We start from the raw sequence: 363 nt of genomic DNA, 5'->3' as shown, positions 1-363 counted from the left end.
GCGCAAATTATGGTTGAAGCGGTGTCTGATGATTTAGTGGATCAATATGGCATTGTGGATGTTGCATTGATTCCTGCAGAAGGTCAAAGCCAAATCATGCAGGGCATTGTCGAAAAACCTGCGGTAGGTTCTGCCCCATCCAATCTCTCAGTGGTTGGTCGTTATGTATTACCTGCCAAGATTATGCAATTACTAGAGCAAACACCTAAAGGCACGGGCAATGAAATTCAACTCACCGACGCAATTGCCATGTTGCAGAAAACAGAACAAGTTGAAGCCTATCGCATGCAAGGACAAACCTTTGACTGCGGCAGCAAATTGGGCTATTTAAAAGCCGTGTTGCATTATGGGATTGAACATCTT

General features: G+C 44.4%; 1 pseudogene. It reads left to right on the top strand.

Annotation, left to right across the window (positions count from 1 at the left end):
- A pseudogene (locus JR005_RS14530) lies at window positions 1-363 on the top strand (UTP--glucose-1-phosphate uridylyltransferase); the annotation flags it as partial.

Source organism: Acinetobacter sp. Colony158 (assembly GCF_019264745.1).
Classification (GTDB): Bacteria; Pseudomonadota; Gammaproteobacteria; order Pseudomonadales; family Moraxellaceae; genus Acinetobacter; species Acinetobacter ursingii.
Note: the sequence above shows the minus strand (reverse complement) of the source record. Positions and strands in the feature narration are given on the sequence as shown.